Genomic DNA, 19,696 nt, shown 5'->3' on the forward strand with positions numbered 1-19,696 from the left:
CCCACTCCAGACGGGACACTGAGAGCATGAGCATCCTGGCTGCGGAGAGCCCGAATCCGCTCCTCCCGCCGCTCGGCGAGATCATCATCGGGCTGATCGCCTTCCTGATCCTGCTGTTCGTGATCGCCAAGTTCGTCGCGCCCCGCTTCGAGCAGGCCTTCCAGGCCCGCCGCGAGGCGATCGAGGGCGGCATCGAGCGCGCCGAGGCCATGCAGGCCGAGGCGAAGGCGGCGCTCGAGCAGTACCGGGCGCAGCTGGCGGAGGCGCGCACCGAGGCCGCGCAGATCCGGGACCAGGCCCGCGCCGAGGGCCAGCAGATCCTCGAGGAGCTGCGGGTGCAGGCGCAGGAGGAGTCGGCGCGGATCGTGGCGCGTGGCGAGGAGCAGATCGCCGCCTCGCGCCAGCAGGTCGTGCACGAGCTGCGCGGCCAGATCGGTGCTCTCGCCGTCGAGCTCGCCGGCCGGGTCGTCGGGGAATCCCTCGCCGACGAGGCGCGCCGGCAGGGCACCGTCGACCGCTTCCTCGACCAGCTCGACGGCATGGTCGGGACCGGTCGGCGTGGCGGCGCGACCGCCGAGAGCGCGCGCTGATGGAGGCCTCGAGCCGCGCCGCGCTCCTCGTGGCCCGGGAGCGACTGGCCGAGCTGACCCGGGACCCCTCGGGGCTCCTCGGCCGTGCGCGCGACCGGATCACCGGTCAGGCGCGGGCCACCTCCGCCGAGGACCTGCTCACGCTGGCCGGTGAGCTGTTCTCGGTCGCGCGACTGCTCCAGGCGCAGCCGTCGCTGCGGCGGGCGCTGTCCGACCCCGCGGGCAAGCCGGAGGAGCGGGCCGCCCTGGTGCAGCGGCTGTTCGCCGACCGCCTCTCCCCGGTCGCGCTCGACCTGCTCGGGGTCAGCGTGCGGCAGCGCTGGTCGCGTCCCCTGGACCTGGTCGAGGCCGCCGAGAACCTGGCGACCGAGGCAGCGCTGGACGCCGCCGACGTCCGGGGTGAGCTGGACGACGTGGAGGACGAGCTCTTCCGCTTCGGCCGGATCGTCTCGGGCGACCGCGAGCTCTCGCGCATCCTCAGCGACCGGAGCGCCTCCCCGCAGGGCAAGGGGGAGCTGCTCGAGCGGTTGCTGTCCGGCCGGGTCAGCCCGGTCACCGAGCTGCTGCTCCGCAACGTCCTGACCGGCTCGCACGTCGGTCAGGCCGCGGTGGCCGTCGAGCGGCTCTCCGAGGCTGCCAGCCGCCGTCGTGGTCAGTCGGTCGCCCGGGTGACGACGGCGGTGCCGCTCACCGCCGCCCAGGAACAGCGGCTGAGCGAGGTGCTCGGCCGCCTGTACGGGCGGACCATCGGGCTGCAGGTCACCGTCGACCCGACGGTGCTCGGCGGCCTCCTCGTCCAGGTGGGCGACGAGGTCATCGACGGCAGCATCGCGCATCGGCTGGAAGCCGCCCGACGGCAGCTCGCCGGCTGACCGCCCACCACCACTGATCACGACCCCGCAGGGAAGAGGACTCCACGCCATGGCCGAGCTGACGATCTCCGCAGACGAGATCCGCAGTGCCATCCAGAACTACGTCACCGAGTACTCGCCTGACGTGTCCCGCGAAGAGGTCGGGATCGTCACCGAGGCCGGCGACGGCATCGCCCGGGTCGAGGGCCTGCCCTCGGTCATGACCAACGAGCTGCTCGAGTTCGAGAGCGGCGTCCGCGGCCTGGCGCTGAACCTGGACACCCGCCAGATCGGTGTCGTCGTCCTGGGTGACTTCGCCGGGATCGAGGAGGGGCAGCAGGTCCGCCGGACCGGGGAGGTCCTCTCCGTCCCCGTCGGTGACGGCTACCTCGGGCGCGTGGTCGACTCGCTCGGCAACCCGATCGACGGTGCCGGCCCGATCGCCACCACCGGCCGGCGCGCCCTGGAGCTGCAGGCGCCGACCGTGGTGCAGCGGCAGTCGGTGCACGAGCCGATGCAGACCGGCATCAAGGCCATCGACGCCATGACGCCGATCGGCCGGGGGCAGCGGCAGCTGATCATCGGTGACCGGCAGACCGGCCGGACGGCGATCGCGATCGACACCATCATCAACCAGCGCCAGGCCTGGGCGACCGGCGACCCGAAGCAGCAGGTCCGCTGCATCTACGTCGCCGTCGGCCAGAAGGGCTCGACGATCGCCTCCATCCGCGCGGCCCTCGAGGACGCCGGCGCGCTGGAGTACACGACGATCGTCGCCGCCCCCGCCTCGGAGGCCGCCGGCGTGAAGTACATCGCCCCCTACACCGGCTCGGCCATCGGCCAGCACTGGATGTACGAGGGCAAGCACGTCCTGATCGTCTTCGACGACCTGTCCCGCCAGGCCGAGGCCTACCGCGCCGTCTCCCTGCTGCTGCGCCGCCCGCCGGGCCGCGAGGCGTACCCGGGTGACGTCTTCTACCTCCACTCCCGGCTGCTGGAGCGCTGCGCCAAGCTCTCCGACGAGCTCGGCGGTGGCTCCATGACGGGTCTGCCCATCGTGGAGACCAAGGGCAACGACGTGTCGGCGTACATCCCGACCAACGTCATCTCGATCACCGACGGCCAGATCTTCCTCGAGACGGGTCTGTTCAACTCCGGTGTCCGCCCCGCCATCAACGTCGGCATCTCGGTGTCCCGCGTCGGCGGCTCCGCGCAGATCAAGGCGATGAAGTCGGTCGCCGGCCGGCTGCGCCTGGACCTCGCGCAGTACCGCGAGCTCGAGGCGTTCGCCTCGTTCTCCTCCGACCTGGACGCCTCCAGCCGGGCCACCCTGGAGCGCGGTCAGCGTCTGGTCGAGCTGCTCAAGCAGGGCCAGTACTCGCCGTACCCGGTGGAGCGCGAGGTCGTGTCGCTGTGGCTGGGTACGACCGGCAAGCTCGACCGCGTCCCGGTCGCCGACGTGCGCCGCTTCGAGTCCGAGTTCCTGGAGTTCGTCGGCCGCGGTGACAACGCCGTCTTCGAGTCGATCCGCCAGACGAAGAAGCTGGAGGACGACGCCGTCGCCAGCCTCGAGCGGGCGGTGGAGACCTTCTACGGGCAGTTCACCACCTCCGAAGGGCAGTCGCTCGCGGGCAACGAGCCCGAGGCCGAGGCCATGGACGCCTCGGAGCGGGGCCAGGAGCGCGTCCAGGTCAAGCGGGGCAGCTGACCCATGGCCGCTTCTCTCCGCGCGCTGCGGCGCCGCATCCGCTCCACCCAGTCGACGAAGAAGATCTTCTCGGCCCAGGAGCTGATCGCCGGTGCCCGCATCGTGCGCGCCCAGGCCCGGGTGGAGGCGTCCAAGCCCTACGCCCGGGAGATCACGCGCGTGCTGTCGGCGCTGGCGTCCTCGGCGTCGCTGGACCACCCGCTGCTGACCGAGCGGGAGAACCCGCGCCGGGCGGCGGTCCTGGTCATCACCTCCGACCGCGGGTTCGCCGGGTCCTACAACGTCAACGTGCTGCGGCGGACCGAGGAGCTGCTCGCCCTGCTGCGGCAGGAGGGCAAGGAGCCGGTGCTGTACGTCGTCGGCCGGAAGGGGGAGACCTACTACTCCTTCCGCGACCGCCCGACGGCCGGCACCTTCACCGGGTTCTCGGAGCAGCCGGGCTACGCCGACGCCCAGGAGGTCGGTCGCGTCCTCATCGACGCCTTCACCGCAGGTGAGGACGACGACGAGTCCGGGGCCGGCGCCGACGGCGTCCAGGGCGTGGACGAGCTGCACATCGTCTACACCGAGTTCCGGTCGCTGCTCTCGCAGGTCCCGGTCGCCCGGCGGATGGCTCCGCTGGAGGTCGAGCAGGTCGACGAGTTCGACTACGAGCGGGAGGAGCGGGCGTCCGGCGGGGCCGGCGACACCGGCATCCCGACGTCGTACGAGTTCGAGCCCTCGGCCGAGGGGCTGCTCGACGCCCTCCTGCCGAAGTACATCACCACGCGCATCTACGCAGCGATGCTGGAGGCGGCCGCCTCCGAGTCCGCCTCGCGTCGCCGGGCCATGAAGTCGGCCTCGGACAACGCCGAGGAGCTGGCGAAGAACCTGTCCCGGCAGGCCAACCAGGCGCGCCAGGCGGAGATCACGCAGGAGATCAGCGAGATCGTCGGCGGCGCCGACGCGCTGGTCTCCTCCGGCGCCAACGACTGACCCCACCGAACAGCAGACACCCGAGCCCCAGGGCAGGAGAGCAGTACAGATGACCGTCACCGAGGACCGTCCGACCACCTCGCAGACCACCGGCACCGGCCGGGTCGTGCGGGTCACCGGGCCGGTCGTCGACGTCGAGTTCCCGCGCGACGCGATGCCCGACCTGTACAACGCCCTGAAGGTCGACGTCACGCTCGCCGACCTCGGCAAGACGCTGACCCTCGAGGTCGCCCAGCACCTGGGTGAGAACGTCGTCCGCACCATCTCGATGGCGCCGACCGACGGGCTCGTCCGGGGCGCCGAGGTCACCGACACCGGGAACCCGATCATGGTCCCGGTCGGCGAGGTGGTCACCGGGCACGTCTTCAACGCCCTGGGCGAGTGCCTCGACACGCCCGGCTACGCCGCGGACGCCCTGCGCTGGTCGATCCACCGGAGCGCACCGCGGTTCGACCAGCTCGAGGGCCGCACCGAGATGCTGGAGACCGGCATCAAGGTCATCGACCTGCTCACGCCGTACGTGGCGGGCGGGAAGATCGGCCTGTTCGGCGGCGCCGGGGTGGGGAAGACCGTCCTCATCCAGGAGATGATCCGCCGCGTCGCCCAGGAGTTCGGTGGTGTGTCGGTGTTCGCCGGCGTCGGCGAGCGCACCCGTGAGGGCAACGACCTCATCACCGAGATGACCGAGTCCGGCGTCATCGAGTCCACCGCGCTGGTGTTCGGGCAGATGGACGAGCCGCCGGGCACCCGGCTGCGCGTCGCGCTCTCCGCGCTGACGATGGCGGAGTACTTCCGCGACGAGATGAACCAGGACGTCCTGCTGTTCATCGACAACATCTTCCGGTTCACCCAGGCCGGGTCCGAGGTCTCCACGCTGCTGGGCCGCATGCCCTCGGCCGTGGGCTACCAGCCGACCCTCGCCGACGAGATGGGTCAGCTGCAGGAGCGGATCACCTCGACACGTGGCCGGTCGATCACCTCCATGCAGGCGATCTACGTGCCCGCCGACGACATCACCGACCCGGCGCCGCACACCACGTTCGCCCACCTCGACGCGACGACCGTGCTCTCGCGGCCGATCTCGGAGAAGGGCATCTACCCGGCCGTGGACCCGCTGGACTCCACCAGCCGGATCCTCGACCCGCAGTACGTGGGCTCGGAGCACTACGAGATCGCCCAGACCGTGAAGCAGGTGCTGCAGCGCTACCAGGAGCTGCAGGACATCATCGCCATCCTCGGCATCGACGAGCTCTCCGAGGAGGACAAGGTCACCGTCCAGCGGGCCCGGCGCGTCGAGCGCTTCCTCTCGCAGAACATGTTCGTGGCCGAGGCCTTCACCGGTCAGCCGGGCTCGTTCGTGCCGCTGGCGGAGACGCTCCAGGCGTTCAAGGCGATCACCGAGGGCGAGTACGACAACGTCCCGGAGCAGGCCTTCTTCATGTGCGGTGGTCTCGAGGACCTCGAGAAGAACGCCGCGAAGCTCCGGAAGTAAAAGGATCCCGCTGCCCCCCACGCCACGCTCCGCGCGGCGTGGGGCCCTGCAGCGGGACCGATCCAGTACGTCCCGACGGCCGGGTTCCCGAGAGGGGCCCGGCCGTCGGCGTTCCGGAGGTGGGGATCGCCCGATCGGGTGGTTCTGCGCTCCGGGGTCTGCGGAGAGGCCGCGCACCTGCCGACCATGCCCGCAGGCGCGCCCGGGAGACGGGCGCCGGCACGAGGGGCGACGTGGAACGGGACAGGGCGCTACTGCCGTCCGGGAGTCGGAGTGCTCCCGACTGGACCTGGCCGCCGTGCGCGCCGGTGGACCGGCGGATCGCGGACTTCGACACCGAGCGCTGGGCGGCGGCCAGCTGCGTCCGGCACCCGTGGGTGCGCGTCGGCCGCTGGACGCTGCTCTACCGTCGCGCCGCCTGAGGAAGGACGCCTCTGCCCTCACCGCTCGCGGGCCCGCGGTCCGGGCAGGCCCTGGGCGGGGGCCACGCGCGACACGCCGGTACAGTGGCCGCATCGTCCGCCGTCCCGCCCGGGCCGGCGGAGCACGAACCGCAGCGCACCTCTTCCCCGGTGGAGAGGTGGACCCCGAGGAGTGTCGTGGCGACCCTGCAGGTCGAGTTGGTGGCCGTCGAGCGCAAGATCTGGTCGGGCGAGGCCACGCGCGTCATCGCCCGCACCACCGAGGGCGAGCTCGGTGTCCTGCCCGGCCACGCGCCTCTGCTCGGCCAGCTGGCGGACGGCGGCGTCGTCACGATCCGCACCGAGTCGGGCGAGGACATGGTGATCGCCGCCCACGGTGGCTTCCTCTCCGTCACCGAGCGGGGTGTCTCCATCCTGGCCGAGACGGCGGAGATCTCCTCGGAGATCGACGTGGAGCGCGCTCGCGAGGCGCTGCGGCGCGCCGAGAGCGACGGGGACTCCTCGGCCGCGCGCCGCGCGCAGTCGCGGTTGAGGGCGGCCGGCCAGGGCGACTGACCCGACCGGCGAGCGCGCGGGATGACCACCGCCCTGTGGGTGCTGATCGGCGTCCTGCTGCTGCTCGTCGTCGTGGTCTTCCTGCTGCGCCGCCGGTTCCTGCTCTCGGGGCTCGGCGCGGTCACCATGTGGCTGCGCCCCGAGGGGACGCCGCGCTGGTCGGTGGGTGTCGCCTGGTACGGCGGCGACGCCCTGCTCTGGTATCGGGCCCTCTCGCTCTCCGTGCGCCCGCAGCAGCGGCTCACCCGGGCCGGGTTCCGCGTGCTCGCCCAGCGACCGGCGGGACGCGAGGATCTCGCGCTGCCCGCCGACGTCCACGTGCTGTCGTGCAGCACCGCGCAGGGGCGCCGGGAGCTGGCCATGGACCGCTCCACGGTGACCGGCTTCCTGTCCTGGGTGGAGTCGGCGCCCCCCGGTAGCTGAGCGGCCGGCTCAGTCCTCCCGCGAGGCAGCGCGGCGCTGGGCGTGCACGCCGCTGTGCGCCCCGGGCTCCCACAGGATGTCGCCCTCGGGGTTGGCCACCCGGCCGAGGATGAACACCAGGTCCGACAGGCGGTTCAGGTAGCGCGCGGTCTCGGGGTTGGTGCGCTCGGCGTCGCTCTCCAGGAGCGCCCAGACGCTGCGCTCGGCCCGGCGCACCACCACCCGTACCTGGTGGAGCAGCGCGGCCAGCGGGGTACCGCCGGGCAGGATGAAGCTGTCGAGCTTCGGGAGCGTCTCGTTGTAGGTGTCGCACGCCGCCTCGAGCCGCTCGGTGTAGGCGGCCGTCACCCGCAGCGGCGGGTATTGCGGCTCCGCCACGATCGGCGTGCACAGGTCCGCGCCCACGTCGAACAGGTCGTTCTGGATGCTGCGCAGGAGTTCGGCCAGCTCTGCTCCCGGGGCGCCAAGGGCCAGCGCCACGCCGATCGCGCTGTTGGCCTCGTCGACGTCGGCGTAGGCGACCAGCCGGGGATCGGTCTTGGCCACCCGGCTCATGTCGCCCAGGTGCGTCTGACCGGCATCGCCGGTCTTCGTGTAGATGCGGGTGAGCCGGACAGTCATGCCCGCAGCCTAGGAGAAGGACCCTCCTGCCCCCCACCCCTCGCTGGCGCTCGGCGCGGGTCCCTGCAGGAGGGCCGTTCCAGCACGTCACCGGCGCTCGGCGCGGGTCCCTGCAGGAGGGCCGTTCCAGCACGTCACCGGCGCTCGGCGCGGGTCCCTGCAGGAGAAAGCCGTTCCAGCACGTCGCCGGGCTCGCGGTGGGGCCCTGCAGCCGGGCCGCCGTAGGGTGGGCCGGTGGAGTGCTTCGAGGTGACCGGGGGAGCGAGGCTCGCGGGCCGGGTGCGGGTCACCGGTGCCAAGAACAGCGCGTTGAAGCTCATGGCGGCCGCGCTGCTGGCCGCCGGGCGCTCGACCATCGACGAGGTGCCCGACATCCTCGACGTGGCCATCATGAGCGAGGTGCTGCGCCGCCTGGGCTGCGCGGTCTCCTACGAGCGCACGCCCGGCAGCGGCGGCGGTGGCCGCCTGACGATCGACGTCCCGGACCGGCCGTCGACCGAGACCGACTACGACCTGGTGCGCCGCATGCGCGCCTCGATCAGCGTCCTGGGCCCGCTCGTCGCCCGCTGCGGCAGCGCGCGGGTGGCTCTGCCGGGTGGTGACGCCATCGGTTCCCGCGGGCTGGACATGCACATCTCCGGCCTGGAGCGGCTCGGCGCCACCATCGTCAGCGAGCACGGCTTCCTCGTCGCGACGGCGCCCCAGCTCACCGGGACGTCGATCTGGCTGGACTTCCCGTCGGTCGGGGCCACGGAGAACCTGGTGATGGCGGCGGTGCTCGCGCAGGGCACGACCGTCGTCGACAACGCAGCGCGCGAGCCCGAGATCGTGGATCTCTGCCGGATGCTCTGCGAGATGGGCGCGCGCATCGACGGCGCCGGCACCTCCACCATCACCGTCGAGGGCGTCGACTCCCTGCGCCCCGTCGAGTACACGACCGTGCCCGACCGGATCGTGACCGGCACCTGGGCGATCGGGGCGGTGATGACCCGCGGCGACGTCGTCATCGAGCGCGGCGTCGCCGAGCACCTCACCGTGGCCCTGGACAAGCTGACCGACGCCGGCGCCACCGTCGAGGCGCTGCCCGGTGCCATCCGCGTCGCGATGGCCGACCGGCCCCGCTGCGTCGACGTCGTCACCCTGCCCTTCCCCGGCTTCCCCACCGACCTGCAGCCGATGGCGGTGGCGCTGGCCGCCGTCTCCACCGGCACGGCCCTGATCACTGAGAACGTGTTCGAGGGCCGCTTCATGTTCGTCAACGAGCTGGTGCGGCTGGGCGCCGACGTCCGGATCGACGGGCACCACGCCGTCGTCCGCGGCCGCGAGCGGTTCTCCAGCGCGCCGGTGCTGGCCACCGACATCCGCGCCGGTGCCGGGCTCGTGCTCGCCGGCCTGTGCTCCGACGGCATCACCGAGGTGCAGGACGTGCACCACGTCGACCGCGGCTACCCCGACTTCGTCGACCAGCTGTGCGCCCTCGGCGCCGTGGTGCGGCGCACGGAGCGACCGGACTAGCGGCGAGCTCAGGCGTCGCCGAACGAGGCGGCCAGCGACCGGGCGCGCTCGGCGTCCTCCGGGAACACCAGCACCTCGGCGCGGTGGGCCGCCGGGTAGCGCACGGTGGAGCGGATGCCGGCGTCGGACAGCAGCGCCCGCAGCGCGAGGGCCGATTCGCGGTGGGTCAGCGTGGCCACGCGGGTGAGGAGCCCGTCGTCGGGTGCGCCGGCGCGCCGGCCCCCGGCCGGATCGCCGCCGGAGGCCCACCGGGTGAACAGCGCCAGCACCGCGACCACGGCTAGCGCGACCACCGGACCCAGCTCGAGGGGCAGGCTCCCCACCTCCACCGGACCTCCCTGCGGCCCTCGTGCCGGGGCGTGGCCCGGGCGGAGCGAGTGCCCGGGGGCACGAGGTGCTTCCGCCGGACGAGTGTGCCACTGCACACGTCGGGGCGCGGGGCTGCTACTCGCGGGTAACAGCCCTACACTCCGCTGGCATGCCGTTCCCGCAGACGCCGAACGAGCGCGACCGCCCCTGGGTCATGCGCACCTACGCCGGCCACTCCTCGCCGGCCGAGTCCAACGCCCTCTACCGCCGCAACCTGGCGAAGGGGCAGACCGGCCTCTCGGTCGCCTTCGACCTGCCGACGCAGACCGGCTACGACCCCGACGACGAGCTCGCCCGCGGGGAGGTCGGGAAGGTCGGCGTGCCGGTCACGCACATCGGTGACATGCGCGCGCTCTTCGACGGCATCCCGCTCGACGAGATGAACACGTCGATGACGATCAACGCCACCGCCATGTGGCTGCTCGCGCTCTACCAGGCGGTCGCCGAGGAGCACGGGCACGACGTCACCAAGCTGGCGGGGACGACGCAGAACGACATCATCAAGGAGTACCTGTCGCGGGGGACCTACGTCTTCCCGCCGGCGCCGTCGATGCGGCTGATCACCGACATGGTCGCCTACACGGTCACGACGATGCCGAAGTGGAACCCGGTCAACATCTGCAGCTACCACCTGCAGGAGGCCGGGGCCACGCCGGTGCAGGAGATCGCCTACGCGATGAGCACCGCGATCGCGGTCCTGGACTCGGTCCGCGACTCCGGCCAGGTGCCGCAGGAGCGCTTCGGCGAGGTCGTCGCCCGCATCTCCTTCTTCGTCAACGCGGGCGTCCGCTTCGTCGAGGAGATGTGCAAGATGCGGGCCTTCACCCAGCTCTGGGACGAGCTGACGGAGGAGCGCTACGGCGTCCAGGACCCCAAGCACCGGCGCTTCCGGTACGGGGTGCAGGTCAACTCCCTCGGCCTGACCGAGGCGCAGCCGGAGAACAACGTCCAGCGCATCGTGCTGGAGATGCTCGCCGTGACCCTGTCCAAGGACGCCCGCGCCCGCGCCGTGCAGCTGCCGGCCTGGAACGAGGCGCTCGGCCTGCCCCGGCCGTGGGACCAGCAGTGGTCGCTGCGCCTCCAGCAGGTGCTCGCCTACGAGACCGACCTGCTCGAGTACGAGGACCTGTTCACCGGCTCGGTCGTCGTCGAGAAGAAGGTGGCCGAGCTCGTCGAGGGCGCCCGGGCCGAGATCGCCCGCGTGCAGGAGATGGGCGGGGCCGTGGCCGCCGTCGAGTCCGGCTACATGAAGGGCGAGCTGGTCGCCTCGCTGGCCGAGCGCCGGCGGCGGATGGAGAGTGGTGAGGACGTCGTCGTGGGCGTCAACCGGTTCGACACGACCGAGCCCAACCCGCTCACCGCCGACCTCGACACCGCGATCATGGTCGTGGACCCGGCCGTCGAGGCCGCCGCGTGCGAGGCGGTGCGGAAGTGGCGTGCCGACCGTGACCCCGAGCCGGTGCGCGCGGCCCTGGGGGCGCTGCGCGAGGCGGCGTCTTCCGACGTCAACCTCATGCCCGCGACCCTCGCCTGCGCCCGCGCCGGCGTGACCACGGGGGAGTGGGCCGGCGTGCTGCGCGAGGTGTTCGGCGAGTACCGCGCGCCCACCGGCGTCGCGGCCGCCACCGGTGGGGGAGAGGCCGACGAGAGCCTCACCGCGGTGCGCGAGCGGGTCCGGGCCACCGGCGAGGAGCTGGGCGGGCGGCTGCGCTTCCTGGTCGGCAAGCCCGGCCTGGACGGCCACTCCAACGGCGCCGAGCAGATCGCCGTGCGGGCCCGCGACGCCGGGTTCGAGGTCATCTACCAGGGCATCCGGCTCACGCCGGCGCAGATCGTGAGCGCCGCCGTGGAGGAGGACGTGCACGTGGTCGGCCTGTCGGTGCTCTCGGGCTCCCACCTGCAGGTGGTCCCGGCGGTGCTGCAGGGGCTCCGGGACGCCGGGCTGGACGACGTCCCGGTCGTGGTCGGCGGGATCATCCCCGACAGCGACGCCCGGCGGCTGCGGGAGCAGGGCGTCGCCCGGGTCTTCACGCCCAAGGACTTCGGCCTGAACGACATCATGGGCCAGGTCGTCGACGTGGTCCGCGAGGCGAACGGTCTGCCCGACCTGGTGCCCGCGCCGGCCTGACCACCGGGCCGAAGCGGACGTCGACGCCCGGGGAGAACAGCACGCTGTCGGGCGGGGCCGAGACGTCGCCCAGGCCCGCCGCGGGCAGCAGCGTGTCGTCGAGGGCGACGAGCTCCGCCCGGTGCAGCGGCCAGGCGGGGTGCTCGGTGGGCCAGTAGGCCGGGCCACCCCGTCCGGGTCGGTGCAGCCCCCACCGGGCGGTCAGGAAGAGCGCCAGCGGGTCCGGCCGGAGCAGCCGGCTGCCCACCTGCAGCGTGAGGCTGCTGTGGGCCCCGGCGGGCCCGGGCCAGCGCCGGCGGCAGCTGTAGGTCAGGCGGTCGCCGGCGCGCTCGATCCGCATGCGCGACCACGCGTACGGCAGCCGAGCGGCCCAGCGGGCGGTGACCACCGGAACGAGGCGTTCGGCGTCCAGCGACCGGAAGACGACGCCGCGGCGGCCCTGCTCGTCGACCGAGTAGAGCCGGACGTTGGTCTCGGCGAACGAGCCGAGGTAGGGGATGCCCGGCGCCCCGAGCAGCCCGATCCGCTGCATGCGGAACGGGATCAGCCCGACGTAGGTGGCGCCGTCGAGCACGTCGGGGCGGGTGCCGGCCGGCAGCAGGGGAGCGACGCGCGCCGGGTCCACCGCCCAGTGGAGGAACGCGACGTCGCGCCAGCCCTGGGTGAACACGGTGCGGCCCGCCGGTCGCGGGGCGGTCGGGCTGAGCGGCTCGGTCTCGGGCACCGGCCCAGCTTCCCCGCTCGGAGCGCGATCGTCGTTGCCGACCGCGCCCGGACGTGGTGAGGTCGGGCATGGCCGACGGTGCACCCCGGGTCGAGCGCGACGGCGACGTCGTCCGCATCACGATGACGCGCGCGTCGAAGCGCAACGCGCTCTCCCGCGAGCACCTGACGCAGCTGCTCGCCGCCGTCACCGAGGCGGGGGGAAGCGACGCCGCGGGCATCGTGCTCGGCGCGGAGGGGCCGGTGTTCAGCGCCGGCCACGACTTCGCCGACGTCGCCGGGGCCTCCCTGCCCGAGGTGCGCAGCCTGCTTCGGCTGTGCACCGAGCTGATGCAGACGATCCAGGACGTGCCGCAGGTCGTCGTGGCGCGGGTGCACGCCCTGGCCACGGCCGCCGGCTGCCAGCTCGTGGCCTCGTGCGACCTGGCGGTGGCCGCCGAGTCCGCGGGCTTCGCCGCGCCCGGCGGCAAGGGCGGCTGGTTCTGCCACACCCCGATGGTCGCGATCGCTCGGAACGTCGGCCGCAAGCGAGCCATGGAGCTGGCGCTGACCGGTGACGTCATCGACGCGGCGACGGCGCTGGACTGGGGGCTGGTCAACCGGGTCGTGCCCGACGCCGACCTGGACGCCGCCGTCGACGAGCTGGTGGAGCGGGCCACCCGGGGCTCGCGGGCGAGCAAGGCGTGGGGGAAGCAGACGATGTACGCCCAGCTGGACCGGCCGGAGCAGGACGCGTACACGACCGCGATCGAGGTCATGGCCGCGGCCAGCCAGCTGCCCGGCGCGCGCGAGGGGATGGCGGCGTTCCTGGAGAAGCGGCGGCCGGTCTGGCCGGACTAGGGATGCACCCGAGCGGGTGAACCCGGCCACAGCCGGAATGCCCGGGGGCGCGGGAGGACTGATCCCCCCGTGCAGAACATCTGGGGCCTGACGCGGCGGCGCACCGTCGACTTCGGCCGCGTGACCGTGGACCGCTGTCGGGGCTGACGCCCCGTCCCGCCCGCCCGGTCATCCCCCCAGAACGGAACCACCCTCGTGCTCGCTCGTCTCCGCCGCGTCCCCTTCGCGGCCCAGGTACTGCTGGGCCTCGTGGTCGGCATCGCGCTCGGGCTGGTCGCCCGCGACCTCGGCCCCGTGGCCGACGGAACGCCCAACTGGCTGACCAGCACCCTGCAGACCATCGGCAGCACCTTCGTCACGCTGCTGAAGACCCTCGTCCCCCCGCTGATCGTCACCGCGGTGATCGTCAGCATCGCCAACCTCAAGCAGGTGTCGAACGCGGCGAGGCTGGCCGGCCAGACCCTGCTCTGGTTCGCCATCACCGCGCTGATCGCCGTCGGCATCGGCATCGCGCTCGGGCTGATCACCGAGCCCGGCCGCAACAGCTCCGTCGACGCCACGGCCCAGGCCGACCCCACGCGAACCGGCTCCTGGTTCGACTTCCTGAACGGCATCGTGCCCGGCAACATCCTCGGCCTGCAGTCGTCGGCCGAGGGCGCCCTGTCCTTCAACGTCCTCCAGCTGATCGTCATCGCCGCGGCGATCGGCATCGCGGTGCTCAAGGTGGGGGAGGCCGCCGAGCCGTTCCTCGGCTTCGTGCGCTCCGCGCTGGCGGTCGTGCAGAAGGTGCTGTGGTGGGTCATCCTGCTCGCGCCGCTGGGCACCGTCGGACTGATCGGCAACGCCGTCGCCAGCTACGGCTGGGAGTCCCTCGGCTCGCTCGGGGTCTTCGCCGGCGCGGTCTACGCGGGGCTGGCCCTGGTGCTGTTCGTCGTCTACCCCGTGCTCCTGCGCCTGCACGGCCTCTCGCCGCTGCGGTGGTTCGCCGGAGCCTGGCCGGCCATCCAGCTGGCCTTCGTCTCGCGCTCGTCGATCGGCACGCTGCCGGTGACCGAGCGGGTGACCGAGCAGAACCTGGGCGTCCCGCGGTCCTACGCCTCGTTCGCCGTACCGCTCGGCGCGACGACGAAGATGGACGGCTGCGCGGCGATCTACCCCGCGCTGGCGGCGATCTTCGTCGCCCAGTTCTTCGGGGTGGACCTCGGCCTCACCGACTACCTGCTCATCGTGCTGGTGTCGGTCATCGGTTCCGCCGCCACCGCGGGGGTCACCGGCGCGGTGGTCATGCTGACGCTGACCCTCTCCACGCTCGGCCTGCCGCTGGCCGGCGTGGGGCTGCTGCTGGCCGTCGACCCGATCCTGGACATGGGGCGCACCGCGGTGAACGTGGCCGGCCAGGCGCTGGTGCCCACGATCGTGGCCAAGCGGGAGGGCATCCTCGACCTGGAGCGCTACCGCTCGACGCGGACGATCGACCCGCTGGCCCCGGTCGAGGAGCGGGGCGGCGTGGACGCCGACCTGCGCGAGCCCGCCATCGCCTGAGAAGACACCCCCTGCTCCCGTCACTCGAACGCTCGTGCCGGGGCCCTGCAGGGGGACGGGCCCGGACCTCTCCGGAGGTCCGGGCCCGTCGTCACGCCTGCCCCAGGTCCGCGCAGCCGGACTCGTGCGGCAGCAGCGGCCGCAGCACCAGCGACCACCGCGAACCGTCGGGGGTGACCCAGGGCGTGGCGGCGTTCGCCTCCGCCGCGGCGTCGAGCACCGCCCGCGCCTTCTCCCCGGTGGCGGTCACGCAGGTGATTCCCGGGCCGATCGGCTCGCCCGGGAGCTCCGGGCCCGGCCACGGCTGCTCGGCCTGGGCGGGGTCCACCTCGACGTAGGGGGTCGCCACCGCGGCGACGGCGTCGGGCTGGTACGGCTCGGGCCCGCTCACCCGGTCCGCGCCCAGGGCCGTGACCGGGTCGCGGAGCGCATCGGCCAGCTCGGCCAACCGGGCCCGGGCGGCCGCCTGCTCCTCGGTGAGCCCCGTGTCGAACTCGCCTCGCGGGTCCGACCCCACCCCCAGGGCGTAGACCTCGCGGGTGACCGTCTCCCCGTCGGTGCGGAGGGTGAACCGCGTGCTGGTCATGTCCGCGACCGGCGGCTGGCCGAGGTCGCCGGTCTCGGTCACCCCGGCGGACACCGCCCGCTCGACGAGGTCGCGCACCCCGCCGTCACCGAGCCGGTACAGCTGCAGGTTGGGCAGCGCCGGCGCCGGCCAGACGGCGATCTGAGGGCCGTCGGTGATCAGCCGGCCGTCGGTGTACAGGGTCGCCGACGGCACCCGGCCGGCGAGCAGGGCCGGCGTGGTGAAGCCGCCGACCTCGCCGACCTGGAGCACGACGGTCGCGTCCCCGCCCGCGGGCGACGGGTCCTCGGCGGAGGCGCCGCCGCCGGCCGAGTCGGCGCAGGCGCCGAGCAGCAGGGCCAGGACCAGCAGGGCGGTGACGCGCAGGGGACGGGTGCTCATACCGGGAGGACGGGTCGGGGTGGCCGGGAGGTTCCCCGCGGGCCGTCCCTGTTCAGGCGGGCAGCCGGTCGAGCACGTCACGCGCCGGCCGCGGCCGGCCGAACAGGTACCCCTGCCCGTAGCGGACCCCGCGGGCGACGAGGACGTCGCGCTCGGCGGCGTGCTCGACGCCCTCGGCCACCAGCCGCGCCCCCGTCTCCTGGGCGAACGTCACCATGGCCGAGGTCATGGCCTGGCGCGCGGGGTCGGTGTGCAGCCCCATGACCAGGCCGATGTCGAGCTTGATGACGTCGGGGTTGAGCCGCAGGATGTGCCGGAGGCTCGAGTAGCCGGCGCCGGCGTCGTCCACGCTGACCGCGACGCCCGTGCGGCGCAGCCGCGTCGTGACGGCGACGACCGCCTCGTAGTCGTCGACCGGGCTGTGCTCGGTGATCTCCACGGCCAGCGGGCAGTCGGCGTGGGCCAGCAGCAGGTCGACCACGGTCGGGCACAGGAGGGCGTCCGGCGAGAGGTTCACCGCTTGGGTCAGCCCGCCGGGCAGCCGGCCGGCCTCGGCCAGCGCGGCGCGCACCGTGACCTCCTCCAGCTCCACGCCGACCCCGACGGCGGCGGCCTCGCCGAACAGCGCCGCCGGCCCGTCCCCGCCCCACCCGGGGAAGCGGGCGAGGGCCTCCTGCCCGGCGATCGCGCCGGTCACCATGTCGACCACCGGCTGGAGGTGGATCTCGACGGCGCCCCGCGCCAGGAAGGCACGTACCCGGGCCCGGCGGGCGGCGAGGTCGAGGCCGCCCGCTGCGCCGGCATGTCGGAAGTGATCGCTGATCAGGTCGGCCAGCAGCTCGACCGTGCGCACCGACTCGCCGTCCAGCTGCGTGCCCGGGTCGCGGCTCACGCAGCACAGCATCCCGATGGGCCGGGAATCGTGTCCCCGCACCGGGGCGCCGACGTAGGAGCCGATGTTCAGGTCGCCGGTCACCGGCAGGTCGCGCGTCCGGGGATCGCGAGCGGCGCCGGTGACCAGGGGAGGGAGCTGGCCGCTGAGCACCCGCACGCAGTAGGAGCCCTCCAGCGGGGCCGTCATCCCCTCCTGCACGTTCATGGACTCCAGGTCGCCGGTGGCGGAGGTGATCAGCTGGCTACCCTCGGTGAAGAGCGAGACCCAGGCGACGTCCATGCCCAGCCGGGTGCGGGCGGCGTCGAGCAGCCAGTGCACCCAGTCGCCGTCCAGGCGCTCCCCGTCCCGGGTACCGATCGCTCCCGCTGCGCCCACCCGCCCATTCTGAGTGCCGGTGGCGGAGGTCACCACGATTTCGTCCTGGTTCTTTCCGGAACTCGGCGCCGGCGCGGCGACCGGTCGAGGAGCGGTAGCCTCGTCGCCCGTGCGTCTGGTCATCGCCCGCTGCTCCGTCGACTACATCGGTCGACTCACCGCCCACCTCCCCATGGCGACCCGTCTGCTGCTGGTCAAGGCGGACGGCTCCGTGTCGGTGCACGCCGACGACCGCGCCTACAAGCCGCTGAACTGGATGAGCCCGCCGTGCCGGCTGGACGAGGCGCTGACCGACGGCGCGGGCACGTGGACGGTGACGAACAAGGCCGGTGAGCAGCTGGTCATCAACATCGCGGAGGTCCTGCACGACCACAGCGAGGACCTCGGCGTCGACCCCGGGCTGCAGAAGGACGGCGTGGAGGCCGAGCTGCAGCGGCTGCTGGCCCTGCACGTGGAGACGTTCGGCCAGGGCTGGTCGCTGGTGCGGCGCGAGTACCCGACGGCGATCGGCCCGGTGGACCTGCTCTGCCGGGACGCCGCCGGTGGGGTGGTCGCGGTGGAGATCAAGCGCCGCGGCGAGATCGACGGCGTGGAGCAGCTGACCCGGTACCTGGAGCTGCTCAACCGCGACCCGCTGCTCGCCCCGGTCAAGGGCGTCTTCGCCGCGCAGGAGATCAAGCCGCAGGCCCGGGTGCTGGCGCAGGACCGGGGCATCGAGTGCGTCACCGTCGACTACGCCGTCCTCAAGGGCACCGACGACCCGTCCCAGCGCCTCTTCTGATCCGGCTACCGGGCGGTAGCCCCCGCACGACCGGAATCCGGGGGTGAGAGACTTCCCCGCGATCACCGGCGATGGGAGATGGCAACGTGGCCAGGGAACTGAACGAGGTCGGCGTCGTGGGGCTGGGCACCATGGGTGCCGGCATCACCGAGGTGCTCGCGCGGGCGGGGCTCTCGGTCACCGCCGTGGAGGTCGGTGACGAGGCGCTGGCGCGTGGCCGCGGCCACCTGGAACAGTCCACCGACCGGGCCGTGGCGCGCGGCAAGCTGGACCCGGCCGAGCGGGACGCCATCTTCGAGCGGATCCGCTTCACCACCTCGCTGGAGGACCTCGCGAACGCGGAGCTGGTCATCGAGGCGGTGCCCGAGCGGATGGAGCTCAAGGCGGAGCTCTTCGCCAAGCTGGACAAGATCTGCCCGCCGGACACGATCCTGGCGACCAACACCTCCAGCCTGTCGGTCACCGAGCTGTCCGTGGTCACCGGCCGGCCGAGCAAGGTCATCGGCATGCACTTCTTCAACCCGGCCCCGGTCATGAAGCTGGTCGAGGTCGTCCGCACCGTGGTCACCGAGCCCGAGGTGGTCGAGACCGTCGAGGCGCTCGCCGACCGGCTGGGCAAGGTCGACGTGACCATCGGCGACAAGGCCGGGTTCATCGCCAACGCGCTGCTGTTCGGCTACCTCAACCACGCCGTCTCGATGTACGAGAACCGCTACGCCTCGCGCGAGGACATCGACGCGGCCATGCGCCTGGGCTGCGGCCTGCCCATGGGCCCGCTGTCGCTGATGGACCTCATCGGCATCGACACCGCCTACGAGATCCTCGACACGATGTACAAGCAGTCGCGGAACCGGCTGCACGCGCCCAGCCCGGTGATCAAGCAGATGATGACCGCCGGGCTGCTGGGCCGGAAGTCCGGCCGGGGCTTCTACACCTACGCCGAGCCCGGCTCGGCCGAGGTCGTCGCCGACGCGCAGACCCCGACCCCCGGCGGGGCCGCGGCCGGCGCCCGCGACGTGCGGACCGTCGGCGTCGTCGGCTCGGGGACGATGGCCACCGGCATCATCGAGGTCGTCGCCAAGGGGGGCTACGACGTCGTCTTCGTCGCCCGCGCGGCCGAGAAGGTCGAGGCCGTGCAGAAGGCGCTGGCCAAGTCGCTGGACAAGCAGGTCGTCCGGGGCCGCCTCGAGGAGGCCGCCCGCGACGAGATCCTCGCCCGGGTCACCGGCACGACCTCGCTGGACGACCTCGCCGACCGCGACCTGGTCATCGAGGCCGTCGTCGAGTCGCTGCCGGTCAAGGAGGCGCTGTTCGCCAACCTCGGCGAGATCGCCAAGCCCGGCGCGGTGCTCGCCACCACCACCTCGAGCCTCCCGGTCATCGAGTGCGCCAAGGCCAGTGGCCGTCCGGCCGACGTCGTGGGCATGCACTTCTTCAACCCGGCCCAGGTCATGAAGCTGGTCGAGGTGGTCTCGACGATCTCGACCGCGCCGGACGTCGCCGCCACCATCCACGCGGTGTCGGCGCAGCTGGGCAAGCACGCGGTCTCCTGCACCGACCGGGCCGGCTTCATCGTCAACGCCCTGCTCTTCCCGTACCTGAACGACGCGGTGAAGATGCTCGAGGCGCACTACGCCACCGCCGACGACATCGACGCCGCGATGAAGGTCGGCTGCGGGTACCCGATGGGGCCGTTCGAACTGCTCGACGTCGTGGGCCTCGACGTCTCCCTCGCGATCGAGAAGGAGCTCTACACCGAGTTCCGGGAGCCCGGCTTCGCCCCGGCGCCGCTGCTCGAGCACCTGGTCACCGCCGGCTACCTCGGCCGCAAGACCGGTCGCGGTTTCCGGGACTACGCCGGCCGCTGACGCGTGCCCCGTCGCCGTCCCCGGGCCGGCTCCCGACCTGCGCGTCGGGAGCCGGC

Annotated in this window: 18 protein-coding genes; 13 read left to right on the forward strand and 5 right to left on the reverse strand. The window is 73.0% G+C overall.

Going from position 1 to position 19,696, the window contains the following annotated elements; all coding sequences use genetic code 11:
* Nucleotides 1–26 precede the first annotated feature (26 nt).
* From ACI8AG_RS17540 to ACI8AG_RS17570, 7 genes are all read left to right on the forward strand, one after another.
* Entirely contained in the window at nt 27–590 is a 564-nt protein-coding gene (locus tag ACI8AG_RS17540) for a F0F1 ATP synthase subunit B (protein WP_456598026.1), read from the forward strand.
* Nucleotides 590–1,462: a F0F1 ATP synthase subunit delta gene (locus ACI8AG_RS17545; RefSeq protein ID WP_456598027.1), complete on the forward strand. Its 873-nt coding sequence runs from the start codon at nt 590–592 to the stop codon at nt 1,460–1,462. Before ACI8AG_RS17540 ends, ACI8AG_RS17545 begins: the two co-directional genes overlap by 1 nt.
* 49 nt (nt 1,463–1,511) lie before the next feature.
* A complete protein-coding gene (gene atpA / locus ACI8AG_RS17550; protein WP_456589213.1) occupies nt 1,512–3,149 on the forward strand; it encodes a F0F1 ATP synthase subunit alpha in 1,638 nt (545 codons plus the stop codon).
* 3 nt (nt 3,150–3,152) lie between these two features.
* Nucleotides 3,153–4,124: a F0F1 ATP synthase subunit gamma gene (locus ACI8AG_RS17555; protein WP_456598028.1), complete on the forward strand. Its 972-nt coding sequence runs from the start codon at nt 3,153–3,155 to the stop codon at nt 4,122–4,124.
* A 49-nt stretch (nt 4,125–4,173) separates the two neighbouring features.
* The gene (gene atpD / locus ACI8AG_RS17560) at nt 4,174–5,616 is read left to right on the forward strand and encodes a F0F1 ATP synthase subunit beta (protein ID WP_456589211.1); all 1,443 of its coding nucleotides are present in this window, start codon (nt 4,174–4,176) and stop codon (nt 5,614–5,616) included.
* 599 nt (nt 5,617–6,215) lie between these two features.
* Nucleotides 6,216–6,593 carry a F0F1 ATP synthase subunit epsilon gene (locus ACI8AG_RS17565; RefSeq protein WP_456598029.1) on the forward strand — a complete coding sequence of 126 codons (378 nt, stop codon included), beginning with the start codon at nt 6,216–6,218 and terminating at the stop codon, nt 6,591–6,593.
* Nucleotides 6,594–6,614: 21 nt separating this feature from the next.
* Nucleotides 6,615–7,016, forward strand: coding sequence for a DUF2550 domain-containing protein (locus ACI8AG_RS17570; RefSeq protein WP_456589209.1), 402 nt, complete (start codon nt 6,615–6,617; stop codon nt 7,014–7,016).
* 9 nt (nt 7,017–7,025) lie between these two features.
* On the opposite strand, the gene ACI8AG_RS17575 is transcribed toward ACI8AG_RS17570, so the two are convergent.
* On the reverse strand, nt 7,026–7,637 hold the full coding sequence (locus ACI8AG_RS17575) for a cob(I)yrinic acid a,c-diamide adenosyltransferase (RefSeq protein ID WP_456589208.1): 612 nt from the start codon (nt 7,635–7,637) through the stop codon (nt 7,026–7,028).
* A 234-nt stretch (nt 7,638–7,871) separates the two neighbouring features.
* Between ACI8AG_RS17575 and murA the strand changes: the two genes are divergently transcribed.
* A complete protein-coding gene (gene murA / locus ACI8AG_RS17580) occupies nt 7,872–9,152 on the forward strand; it encodes a UDP-N-acetylglucosamine 1-carboxyvinyltransferase (RefSeq protein WP_456598030.1) in 1,281 nt (426 codons plus the stop codon).
* 8 nt (nt 9,153–9,160) lie between these two features.
* Here the strand turns inward: murA and ACI8AG_RS17585 are convergent, their stop codons facing one another.
* A complete protein-coding gene (locus ACI8AG_RS17585; RefSeq protein WP_456598031.1) occupies nt 9,161–9,481 on the reverse strand; it encodes a hypothetical protein in 321 nt (106 codons plus the stop codon).
* A gap of 149 nt (nt 9,482–9,630) precedes the next feature.
* On the opposite strand from ACI8AG_RS17585, the gene ACI8AG_RS17590 reads away from it, so the two are divergent.
* Nucleotides 9,631–11,649, forward strand: coding sequence for a protein meaA (locus tag ACI8AG_RS17590; RefSeq protein WP_456598032.1), 2,019 nt, complete (start codon nt 9,631–9,633; stop codon nt 11,647–11,649).
* On the opposite strand, the gene ACI8AG_RS17595 is transcribed toward ACI8AG_RS17590, so the two are convergent.
* Complete coding sequence (locus tag ACI8AG_RS17595) at nt 11,579–12,373, reverse strand: YqjF family protein (protein WP_456598033.1); 795 nt, start codon at nt 12,371–12,373, stop codon at nt 11,579–11,581. The two genes, ACI8AG_RS17590 and ACI8AG_RS17595, sit on opposite strands and share 71 nt — an antisense overlap.
* Nucleotides 12,374–12,441: 68 nt before the next feature.
* Here ACI8AG_RS17595 and ACI8AG_RS17600 point away from each other — a divergent pair, with 68 nt between their 5' ends.
* Nucleotides 12,442–13,212 (forward strand): enoyl-CoA hydratase-related protein, encoded by a 771-nt coding sequence (locus ACI8AG_RS17600; protein ID WP_456589203.1) that lies wholly within the window; start codon nt 12,442–12,444, stop codon nt 13,210–13,212.
* A 195-nt stretch (nt 13,213–13,407) separates the two neighbouring features.
* Nucleotides 13,408–14,754, forward strand: coding sequence for a dicarboxylate/amino acid:cation symporter (locus tag ACI8AG_RS17605; RefSeq protein WP_456598034.1), 1,347 nt, complete (start codon nt 13,408–13,410; stop codon nt 14,752–14,754).
* Between the two features lie 91 nt (nt 14,755–14,845).
* Here ACI8AG_RS17605 and ACI8AG_RS17610 read toward each other — a convergent pair whose 3' ends face one another.
* Together ACI8AG_RS17610 and ACI8AG_RS17615 are read right to left on the reverse strand one after the other, a co-directional pair.
* A complete protein-coding gene (locus ACI8AG_RS17610) occupies nt 14,846–15,721 on the reverse strand; it encodes a hypothetical protein (RefSeq protein ID WP_456598035.1) in 876 nt (291 codons plus the stop codon).
* A gap of 52 nt (nt 15,722–15,773) precedes the next feature.
* Complete coding sequence (locus ACI8AG_RS17615) at nt 15,774–16,991, reverse strand: sensor domain-containing phosphodiesterase (protein WP_456598036.1); 1,218 nt, start codon at nt 16,989–16,991, stop codon at nt 15,774–15,776.
* 109 nt (nt 16,992–17,100) lie between these two features.
* Here ACI8AG_RS17615 and nucS point away from each other — a divergent pair, with 109 nt between their 5' ends.
* On the forward strand, nt 17,101–17,772 hold the full coding sequence (nucS, locus tag ACI8AG_RS17620) for an endonuclease NucS (RefSeq protein WP_456589199.1): 672 nt from the start codon (nt 17,101–17,103) through the stop codon (nt 17,770–17,772).
* An 86-nt stretch (nt 17,773–17,858) separates the two neighbouring features.
* Complete coding sequence (locus ACI8AG_RS17625) at nt 17,859–19,640, forward strand: 3-hydroxyacyl-CoA dehydrogenase family protein (protein WP_456589198.1); 1,782 nt, start codon at nt 17,859–17,861, stop codon at nt 19,638–19,640.
* The last annotated feature ends 56 nt before the right edge of the window (nt 19,641–19,696 follow it).

Source organism: Blastococcus sp. SYSU DS0552 (genome assembly GCF_054050815.1).

Bases quoted from the DNA above. Each gene is read 5' to 3' on its own strand.
- ACI8AG_RS17540 (WP_456598026.1), top strand. From the start codon at position 27: ATGAGCATCCTGGCTGCGGAGAGCCCGAATCCGCTCCTCCCGCCGCTC.
- ACI8AG_RS17545 (WP_456598027.1), top strand. From the start codon at position 590: ATGGAGGCCTCGAGCCGCGCCGCGCTCCTCGTGGCCCGGGAGCGACTG.
- atpA (WP_456589213.1), top strand. From the start codon at position 1,512: ATGGCCGAGCTGACGATCTCCGCAGACGAGATCCGCAGTGCCATCCAG.
- ACI8AG_RS17555 (WP_456598028.1), top strand. From the start codon at position 3,153: ATGGCCGCTTCTCTCCGCGCGCTGCGGCGCCGCATCCGCTCCACCCAG.
- atpD (WP_456589211.1), top strand. From the start codon at position 4,174: ATGACCGTCACCGAGGACCGTCCGACCACCTCGCAGACCACCGGCACC.
- ACI8AG_RS17570 (WP_456589209.1), top strand. From the start codon at position 6,615: ATGACCACCGCCCTGTGGGTGCTGATCGGCGTCCTGCTGCTGCTCGTC.
- ACI8AG_RS17575 (WP_456589208.1), bottom strand. From the start codon at position 7,637: ATGACTGTCCGGCTCACCCGCATCTACACGAAGACCGGCGATGCCGGT.
- ACI8AG_RS17590 (WP_456598032.1), top strand. From the start codon at position 9,631: ATGCCGTTCCCGCAGACGCCGAACGAGCGCGACCGCCCCTGGGTCATG.
- ACI8AG_RS17600 (WP_456589203.1), top strand. From the start codon at position 12,442: ATGGCCGACGGTGCACCCCGGGTCGAGCGCGACGGCGACGTCGTCCGC.
- ACI8AG_RS17610 (WP_456598035.1), bottom strand. From the start codon at position 15,721: ATGAGCACCCGTCCCCTGCGCGTCACCGCCCTGCTGGTCCTGGCCCTG.